The sequence below is a fragment of the Aeromonas sp. TW 6 genome (assembly GCF_013168745.1).
In the GTDB taxonomy this organism is placed as follows: domain Bacteria; phylum Pseudomonadota; class Gammaproteobacteria; order Enterobacterales; family Aeromonadaceae; genus Aeromonas; species Aeromonas caviae.
This window is the reverse complement of sequence record NZ_JABERS010000089.1, coordinates 1-4846: the sequence shown is the minus strand read 5'-3', so window position 1 is coordinate 4846 and position 4846 is coordinate 1. Positions and strand designations below refer to the sequence as shown.

Here is a 4846-nt window from a genome sequence, read left to right as displayed (position 1 = left end):
CAGAAGGAGGCAATATCAATATGATGCACGGCGACAGCAGGGTGATGGTGGTGGTGTGTTTGGAGACAGCCAGTTTACCAGCACCCTGTCTGTCAACTTCCACTTCCCCAAGATCCCGCGAAGAACCCAAAAAAAGCGGGCCCCGTCTTGACGGGGCCCGGATGGGGGAATGTTTCAGTCGCCGAAGCGATCCTGCGCCAGTTGCTGGAAGCAGCTCAGCGCCGCCCCGGCATCCTCCCCTCGCGCCAGCAGGATGAGCCTGTCCCCCTGGCGCACATCGAGCATGGCGAGCCGGCTCAGGCTGCGGGGATTCGCCTCTTTCTCCCCCTTTTGCAGCCTGAGTTCAGCGGCAAAGGGCTTGAGTGCCGCGACCAGCCGGGCGGCGGGGCGCACATGCAGGCCGTGGGGGTTATCGACCACCACCTCGCAGCGCAGCCAGCCGTCGTCGGCAACGGGGGCTGCCTCCGTGGTGGCCTGCGCAGCACTGGCAGGCAGCATTCCCTGTTTCGGGCCCAGGGCGCCAAGCGCCTCGGCGGCGACCTCGTCCAGCGTCAGGCCTGCGCCAGCGGCCACCACGGCGGCCAGAGTGCCCTCGACCAGCGGGGCGGGGCTGAGCCGCACCCGGGCGCTCAGCTCGGGGGGCAGCAGCTCGAGGGCTGTCTCGGCGCTCAGCAGGGCGCTGCCCAAGTCCATCAGCACCAGTACCCCGCTGCCGTCATCCGCCTCTTCCATCGCACTCATCACGGCGATGGCGTCGGTGCCGATGGGATGGGCGGGGTCATCGACCCCGGCCGCCAGCAACAGTTTCGCCGGGCTGCCGAGCTGATCGGCCAGGGCTTTCAAACCGGCCGCAAGCATGGCGCTGTGAGAGACCACTACGATGCCGATCATGTTTACAACCTCGCTCTGTCACGCAGGGCGGTCAACAGCAGCAGGGTCGAGGTGGCCCCCGCATCCTGATGGCCGATGCTGCGCTCACCAAGATAGCTGGCGCGCCCCTTGCGGGCCTGCATCTGGATGGTGGCCTCGGTGCCAGCTGCGGCGGCAGCCACCGCCTTGTCCAGCGCCTCGGGGAGCGGCAGGCCCTGTTGTTCCGCCTGCTGCAGGGCGGCCAGAGCGGGCCACCAGGCATCGCACATGGTCTTGTCACCCGGCTCGGCACGGCCGCGGGAGACGATCCCCTCCACCCCGTCGCTCAGCATCTTGCCGAGCTGGCCGAGGGTCAGACTCTGGCAGGCATCGCTGCTGGCCGCGGCCCGGATGAAGAAGGTGCCGTAGAGGGGTCCGCTGGCGCCGCCGACCGAGGAGAGCAATGTCATGCCGGTGGTTTTGAGCACCTGGCCGATGTCCTTGTCCGCCACCGCGGGCAGCTTCTCCGCCACCTTGGCAAAGCCGCGCTGCATGTTGAGGCCGTGGTCGCCGTCGCCGATGTCGGTATCCAGCGCCGTGAGGTAGTCACGCTGCTCGGTGAAGATGTGCTCGCAGTCGAGCAGCCAGTTGACGATCTGATGCTTGCTTAACATGAATATTCCTCAGCAGCCGCGCCGCAGGGCGGGGGTGTGAACGGGGGCATCCCACAGGGTCATCAGCTCGTCATCCACCTTGAGCAGGGTGATGGAGATGCCGGTCATGTCGAGAGAGGTGCAGTAGGGGCCGATGAGGTTGCGCACCAGGTGGATGCCCGCCTCTTCACACAGGGCCGCGAGGCGGCCGTAGACGCCGTAGAGCTCGGAGATGGGGGTGCCGCCGAGGCTGTTGACCAGGACGATGACCCTGTCACCCCCATTGAGCGGCTCGATAAAGGTGTGCTCTTCCTGCCAGCTGCCGGTGCCTATGTCCCAGTGGCGCAGAGTGCGGCCATAGGGGCTGTTGTCGGTCAGCTCCTTGAACATGTCGTCCACCAGGGCGTTGAGGTCGGTGAAGGGACGGCGCTCGATGCCCGGCTCGCCGTGGATGCCCACGCCGAACTCCACCTCGTTGTCAGCCAGGGTGAAGGAGGGCTTGCCGGCAGCAGGCACGGTGCAGGCGTGCATGGCCACGCCTATGGTGCGGCTCTGGTTGTTGATGCGACGGGCCAACGCCTCGCAGCGCGCCAGATCGTAGCCCGCCTCGGCGGCGGCACCGACCAGCTTCTCGCACAGCACTGTCGTGGCAACCCCGCGGCGGCCCGCGGTGTAGAGGCTGTCCTTCACCGCCACGTCGTCATCGATGAGGGCGAAGCCCACCTTGACCCCGTCACCGTGCAGCAGCTCGACCGCGGTCTCGAAGTTGAGCACGTCGCCGGTGTAGTTCTTCACCAGAAACAGCACGCCGGCGCCGCCGTCGACGGCCTGGCCGCACTCGTACATCTGATCCGGGGTCGGGGACGTGAAGATCTCGCCGGGGCAGGCACCATCCAGCATTCCTTTGCCCACCAGGCCACCGTGCATGGGCTCGTGGCCGCTGCCGCCACCGGAGACCAGCGCCACCTTGCCCGTCACGGGGGCGTCGGCGCGGGTGATGTAGTGGGGTTCGATTCGCACCTTGAGCTCGGGGTGGGCAGCGGCCATCCCCATCAGTTGTTCACGGACCACGGCATCGACAGCGTTGATCAGCTTCTTCATGGCTCACTCCTTGGCTTGCCACCACACGGGTGGACAGATGGTTGATGCAGCCAGTCTAGCGAGCCATAGGAGGATAAAAATGACAGGGGTTTCGGTTCGGATCTGAAACAGCAAACAAAGCCTGACGTTTCAATCTGAAACAAGCGGATGGGGAGACCCGGGAAAGTGTTAGCCGCCTCACAGCCATGAAAAAGGGCCCCGCAGGGCCCTTCTCGATAGCGTGAAGATTAGATGGCCCAGCCACCGGCGTAGAAGATCACCAGGGCCACGGCGATGATGACGGTGCCGATGTTGAGCTTCTTCCACTCGGCGGCAAACAGGCGGCCGACCACCAGGGCCACGAAGCCTAACATGATGCCGGTGACGATGTTGCAGGTGAGCACGATGAAGACGGCGCACAGCATGCCGGAGAGGGCATCGACCGAGTCGTTGAAGTCCAGCTTGGTGACGTTGCCCAGCATCAGCAGGCCCACATACATCAGGGCCGGTGCGGTGGCGTAGGCCGGTACCAGATAGCTCAGCGGGGAGAGGAAGATCATCAGCAGGAAGAGCACGCCGACCAGGGTGGCGGTCAGACCTGTCTTGCCGCCGGCAGCGGTCCCTGCGGCGGATTCGATGTAGACGGCTGCCGGAGCACCACCTACCACGCCCGCCACCATACTGCTGACGGAGTCCGCAGTCAGGGCCTTGCCACCGCTGATGATGTGGCCACGCTCGTTGATGAGGCCAGCCTGACCGGCCACGGCACGGATGGTGCCGGTGGCGTCAAACACGGCGGTCATCACCAGGGCCAACACGGTCGGAATCACCACCGGATTGAGGGCGCCCAGCAGATCCATGCTGCCCACCAAGGAGCCATTCTCGCCACTCAGGCTCGGCATGGCGAAGAAGCCCTGCCAGGTCACTTTCGGATCGAAGATGAGGCCGAGGATGGAGATGGCGATGATCACCATCAGGATGCCGCCCGGCACCTTGCGGCGCTCCAGGCCGAAGATGGCAGCCAGACCCAGCACCGTCATGATGACCGGGAAGGCAGTGATCTCGCCGAGCTGCACCGGCAGGCCCGCTCCTTCATTCTTGATCACCATGCCGACCCCGTTGGTGGCGATCAGCAGCAGGAACAGGCCGATACCGATGCCGGTACCGTGGGCGATGCCGGAGGGAAGGTTGTCCAGGATCCACTGGCGCACGCCGGTGACGCTGATCAGGGTGAACAGCACCCCCATCAGGAAGATGGCGCCAAGGGCGACCGGAATGCTCAGCCCCTGACCCAGCACCAGGCTGAAAGCTGTAAAGGCGGTGAGAGAGATGGCACAACCGATGGCCATCGGCAGCTTGGCCCAGAGCCCCATCAGCAGGGAGCCGAAGGCGGCGATCAGACAGGTCGCCACAAACACCGGGCCCTGCTCAAAACCGGCTGCGCCCAGCATGTTCGGCACGACGATGATGCTGTAGACCATCGCCAGGAAGGTGGTCAACCCGGCCAGCAGCTCCTGTCGCACCGTGCTGCCACGCTGGCTGATGGAGAAATAGGAATCCAGAAACCCGCCATTGCCGGCGCGGGCCGTCGTTTGTTGCGTTGCCATAGTTCATCCTGAAAGTGTGAAGGAAATCGTTTGCTTGCTGGCGCGCAAAATAGCAAGAATTTGGCGAGATTGCAGCGGATAAGCCTCCATTTCCCCGAAGTTTTTCATAAAAGGGCTCGTTGGAGGCCTCATTTTCCATGAGAGCGGCCCATCCCAAGCTTCTACACTCTTAGCTAGCCACGTTCCCATCTACCGGAGAGAAGCCCATGCACACAGGCAACCTGCTTGGCCAGATCCCCTCCCCCCTGCCCAGTGAAGTGTTCGCGGATCTGGTCAGTACCAACAATGTTCGTATCGAGCGCATCCTCTCCCAGGGGCAGCAGACCCCTACCGGAGAGTGGTTCGATCAGGATGAACACGAATGGGTATTGCTGGTGCAGGGAGAGGCCATCCTGGTCTTCATCACACCGGATACCGGGGTACAGGAACGCGTCCATCTGGGGCCGGGGGATTACATCAACATCCCGGCGCACCTTCAGCACCGGGTGGAGTGGACCCATCCGACCGAGACAACCGTCTGGCTCTGCGTCTATTATACCAATCGGATTAAACATTAGGTCAGTTTTATCCAATCTCGGCTACAAAGTGACATCACCCGCTCCACATCGGCAATAAAGTGCTTCCAGGCCGATGTGCAGGCATCAAGGATGTCGTCGT

General features: G+C 63.7%; 5 protein-coding genes. 1 reads left to right on the top strand and 4 read right to left on the bottom strand.

The features are described from left to right. Positions 1 to 174 precede the first annotated feature (174 nt). From dhaM to HKD46_RS20900, 4 genes are all read right to left on the bottom strand, one after another. Positions 175 to 891, bottom strand: coding sequence for a dihydroxyacetone kinase phosphoryl donor subunit DhaM (gene dhaM / locus HKD46_RS20915; RefSeq protein ID WP_043155025.1), 717 nt, complete (start codon positions 889 to 891; stop codon positions 175 to 177). 2 nt (positions 892 to 893) lie between these two features. Further along, entirely contained in the window at positions 894 to 1523 is a 630-nt protein-coding gene (gene dhaL, locus HKD46_RS20910) for a dihydroxyacetone kinase subunit DhaL (RefSeq protein WP_005306235.1), read from the bottom strand. A gap of 9 nt (positions 1524 to 1532) precedes the next feature. Further along, positions 1533 to 2603, bottom strand: a complete 1071-nt coding sequence (gene dhaK / locus HKD46_RS20905; protein ID WP_171865936.1) for a dihydroxyacetone kinase subunit DhaK — start codon at positions 2601 to 2603, stop codon at positions 1533 to 1535. 227 nt (positions 2604 to 2830) lie between these two features. Further along, positions 2831 to 4189, bottom strand: a complete 1359-nt coding sequence (locus HKD46_RS20900; RefSeq protein ID WP_010675944.1) for an NCS2 family permease — start codon at positions 4187 to 4189, stop codon at positions 2831 to 2833. Between the two features lie 206 nt (positions 4190 to 4395). On the opposite strand from HKD46_RS20900, the gene HKD46_RS20895 reads away from it, so the two are divergent. Then, on the top strand, positions 4396 to 4746 hold the full coding sequence (locus tag HKD46_RS20895; protein WP_171865935.1) for a cupin domain-containing protein: 351 nt from the start codon (positions 4396 to 4398) through the stop codon (positions 4744 to 4746). Positions 4747 to 4846 lie beyond the last annotated feature (100 nt).

Bases quoted from the DNA above. Each gene is read 5' to 3' on its own strand.
- dhaM (WP_043155025.1), bottom strand. From the start codon at position 891: ATGATCGGCATCGTAGTGGTCTCTCACAGCGCCATGCTTGCGGCCGGT.
- HKD46_RS20895 (WP_171865935.1), top strand. From the start codon at position 4,396: ATGCACACAGGCAACCTGCTTGGCCAGATCCCCTCCCCCCTGCCCAGT.
- HKD46_RS20900 (WP_010675944.1), bottom strand. From the start codon at position 4,189: ATGGCAACGCAACAAACGACGGCCCGCGCCGGCAATGGCGGGTTTCTG.
- dhaL (WP_005306235.1), bottom strand. From the start codon at position 1,523: ATGTTAAGCAAGCATCAGATCGTCAACTGGCTGCTCGACTGCGAGCAC.
- dhaK (WP_171865936.1), bottom strand. From the start codon at position 2,603: ATGAAGAAGCTGATCAACGCTGTCGATGCCGTGGTCCGTGAACAACTG.